The organism is Amycolatopsis sp. SID8362 (genome assembly GCF_010550475.1).
Taxonomy (GTDB): domain Bacteria; phylum Actinomycetota; class Actinomycetes; order Mycobacteriales; family Pseudonocardiaceae; genus Amycolatopsis; species Amycolatopsis eburnea.
Map to the genome: position 1 here is coordinate 1 of NZ_JAAGNB010000463.1, position 3,308 is coordinate 3,308.

Annotated in this window: 4 protein-coding genes and 1 pseudogene; 2 read left to right on the forward strand and 3 right to left on the reverse strand. The window is 72.5% G+C overall.

Annotation, left to right across the window (positions count from 1 at the left end):
* Positions 1-117: 117 nt before the first annotated feature.
* Positions 118-399, reverse strand: a complete 282-nt coding sequence (locus G3I65_RS14550; RefSeq protein WP_160696583.1) for an isoamylase — start codon at positions 397-399, stop codon at positions 118-120.
* 207 nt (positions 400-606) lie between these two features.
* On the opposite strand from G3I65_RS14550, the gene G3I65_RS14555 reads away from it, so the two are divergent.
* Positions 607-1,122, forward strand: coding sequence for a hypothetical protein (locus G3I65_RS14555; protein ID WP_160696584.1), 516 nt, complete (start codon positions 607-609; stop codon positions 1,120-1,122).
* Positions 1,123-1,186: 64 nt separating this feature from the next.
* Positions 1,187-1,387 (forward strand): hypothetical protein, encoded by a 201-nt coding sequence (locus tag G3I65_RS14560; RefSeq protein ID WP_160696585.1) that lies wholly within the window; start codon positions 1,187-1,189, stop codon positions 1,385-1,387.
* Positions 1,388-1,461: 74 nt separating this feature from the next.
* Here G3I65_RS14560 and G3I65_RS14565 read toward each other — a convergent pair whose 3' ends face one another.
* Complete coding sequence (locus tag G3I65_RS14565) at positions 1,462-2,583, reverse strand: ISAs1 family transposase (protein ID WP_239071166.1); 1,122 nt, start codon at positions 2,581-2,583, stop codon at positions 1,462-1,464.
* A 335-nt stretch (positions 2,584-2,918) separates the two neighbouring features.
* A pseudogene (locus tag G3I65_RS14570) lies at positions 2,919-3,308 on the reverse strand (hypothetical protein); the annotation flags it as partial.

The following is a 3,308-nucleotide window of genomic DNA, read 5'->3' on the forward strand; positions in this document are numbered from 1 at the left end:
GCCGCCAGCAGGCGCCGGCGGAGCGCAAGCGCCCCGTGCGGAAGCCGGCGCCGCCGAAGCCGGCCCGGCGGACCGGCGGTGGCGCGGGAAAGCGGCGCCGCCGGTCGTGAGCCGGGGTCAGTCGGTCGTGCAGACGCAGTTGCCGTCGGCGCGGTCGGCCAGGTCGGGGTCGTCGAACCAGTGGCCGTTCTCGCCGAGGTAGCGGAACTGCAGCACGGTGCCGGGGCGGACGTCGACCGACGCCGAACGCCGTCCGTTGGAACGCGGGGTGAGGTGGTGGCGGCCGGGCGTCCAGTCGTTGAACGAACCCACGACGCTCACCCGTCCGGGCGGTGCGCCGACCGGCAGGCTGAAGGTGACGCGCTGGGTGCCGGCCCGGCTCTTGCTGATCTTGATCACTCGGTGGCGGCCTTTCGCGGAGGACGGTCGGGAGGGCGTGCTCGGCACTGAGCGCCGACATGGTCGCACAGGCGTGACGAACTGGTCACCTGGAGTGCCCGAAGGAGGGAACGCGCCGCTCAACGGTTCGCCACCGACCGGGTGGTCCTCGGGTGAACCATGATCGTCGGGGGTCCATCGCGGGATTCCGGTGCGAAACTGGCTGCCGTGACCGTCGTCGTCGATCGTCGGGTCAAGGACCCGTGTGCCTGGCTCAGCGCCGTCTCCCACGAACTCGCCGTCACGCCTCCGGCGGACCGGCGGGCGGTACTCCTGGCGGTGTGGGACGGGCTGGCCGCCGCCCGGCTGGCCGGCCTGCACGCGGCCGCGGCTTCGCCCCGCTGGCGAACCCGGCAGCGCCACGCCGAATCCGTCGAGTTCGACCTCGCCCTGCTGCTGGCGCGCGAATGCACCATCGCCACCGGCCGGGCGATCCCCGCCCGGCTGCCGCGAGCCGCCGTCGCCTGGCCGGAAGAGAGAGCCGCCGCCGCGGTCGCGGCGATCGTGTCGTTCTGCGGCACGGCCGAAGCGGTCCTGCGCCGGGCGGGCGAGCTGACGCCGGTGTGGGAGGACAGCCTGCTCGGCCCGGTCGCGCTGACGAGCTGGCTTGCGGACTGCTGGACGGGCCGCCACGCGGGCTGCCCCCTCCACCTCCCGGCCCCGCCGCCGCCGTGGTGGCGCTGACGTTGTCCGTCAGGTGAAGTCTGGGCCGCACCGGCGATGCGGGCGCGGTGGAGAGGAGGCCGGGGTGACCGAAGCGCCCCCGCTCAGAAGAATCCCGGACCGGGCACGCGCGGCGCTCCGGGCGGTGTTGCTGGCCGAGCTGACCGCCGCCCGCCGGCGGGGACAGGCCGCGGGCTGCCCGCCGGAGGTGCTGACGCGGGTCTTCGAGGCGCGGCGAAGCTGGCTGGCGGAGGACGGGCGAACAGCCCCGCCCAAGTCGGCTTAGGCGAGACCGGCCGCCCGCGATGTCATGAATGACTCATTCATGTCGCCAGACGACAGGGCCTCGGCAAAGTCGGGTTAGGTGATGCCGAGGAGGGTGAGCGGGCGGGCGTGGTCGCGGGCGGCGTGGCGGAGCCCGGCGGCGATGTTGGCGTGCCCGGCCAGCCGCAAGACGCTGATGGCGAGGTTGCGTAACCCGGCCATGACTCGGGGTGCGGTGCCGACACGGACGCGGGAGGCATCTTCGCCGTAGCTGACGTCACGGACCCAGTGCAGCCGGTTTTCGATGCCCCAGTGGTCACGGATGTGCCGGGCCAGCAGCATCGGCGGGTCGGCGCTGCTGGTGACACCGTGGACTGTTTCGCGGTGGACCCGGCCGCCGGCATGGGTGACGTGCCGGGCCAGCCGGAAGACCTGCGCGGTGTGCGGGAACCGGACACCGGACACGGGTGCGGGCAGGACCTGGATGGTGCGGTGTTCGTGGCGGCCGTGACCGGTGTCGCAGGTGTGATGTGGTTGCGCGTCGGTCCAGGGCCGGGTGAGCAGGTTGCGGTGCAGGTAGCCGCGGTTGCCTTTGACGAGGAACACGTAGCGGGCGCCGCGCTGGTGCAGGTAGCGGGCGTGTTCGGCGGTGGTGTGCAACGCGTCCGCGGTGACGATGACTCCGGTCAGGTCGATCCGGTCCAGCAGCGGAGCGAACCAGGCGACTTCGCTGGCCTTGCCGGGGACGTCGGCTTGGGCCAGGACAGTGCCGGTGCTGCGGTCGAACGCGGCCAGCAGGTGCACCCCACCGCTGCCGTCGGGGCGGGTGGTGCCGCGCATGGTTTTGCCGTCCACCGCGATCGCTTCGGCTCGGCTGTGGGCCTGGTTCTGGGATAGGTGGGCGAGGCGTTCCTGCAGCCAGGCGCAGATCGCGGCGTCCACCGCTTCGGCGTCGACTCGTTGCAGGATCCGGCGCAGGGTCGACTCGCCCGGGGCCACGAACCGGTCCAGGCACGGATCCCGCCGGGCCGCCAGCCGAGCCAGGATGTGTTGTGGGGCGTCGGCGGCCCATTCGCCGATCGCGGTGAAGGAGCGGGCGCCGGCGCAGACCGCTGCTGCGGCGATCAGCAGGATCGGCAGCAGGCGGTGTCGTATTCCGCGGCGTTCGCGTGGATCGGGAATCAGCGCGAGATGGTCACTCAGGCTGAGCAGGTCCATGTCGGTGAGGTCGCCGGTGGTGGTCGGGGTCAGTTGGTCGAAGCAGGTGGGTATCGGCGATGATGAGACGGCAGGCACGGCTCTCTCAGCTGATCATGGGGTCTTAGACACATCACATGATCGGCTGGGGCCGTGCCTGCCTTGCATCTACCCACGACTTTGCCGAGACCCTGTCGCCAGACGACATGAATGACCCTTTCACGACATCCCCGCGACGCCGGGCAGACCACGCGGCCGGTCACCCGCTCGCCGGCGCGCCTTTGCCGGGTACCTCGCCAGACGACATGAACGACCCTTTCATGGCATCGCCGCGACGCCAGGCAGGCCGCGCGGGGTCAGCGGCCCAGGATGGCCAGCACCGTCGCCACGATCCCGTCGAGCCGTTCCCGGTCGGCGAGCGCGGCCGCCAGCCAGTCGTCGCGGGCCGAGTCGCCGGATCCCGCCGCGCCGAACAGCGTCCGGACCACCACCGCGACCACCTGCTCCGCCGGGTCGCCGCGCGCCAGCCGGGAATCGATCGCCGCCAGTGCCTGCTCGGCCAGCTCCACCAGCTGCGCGTCCTCGATCTCGTCGCGCCCGACCAGCTCCAGGGCCGGCGGTTCCGCCGCGTTGTCCGCCGGCATCGGGGCGACCGGTGCCCGCTTGTGGCCCAGCGGCCGTTCGACGTGCTCCGCGTACCACTTCGGGCGGGCCCGCATCGCCGTCAGCACCTTCCGCACTTCGCG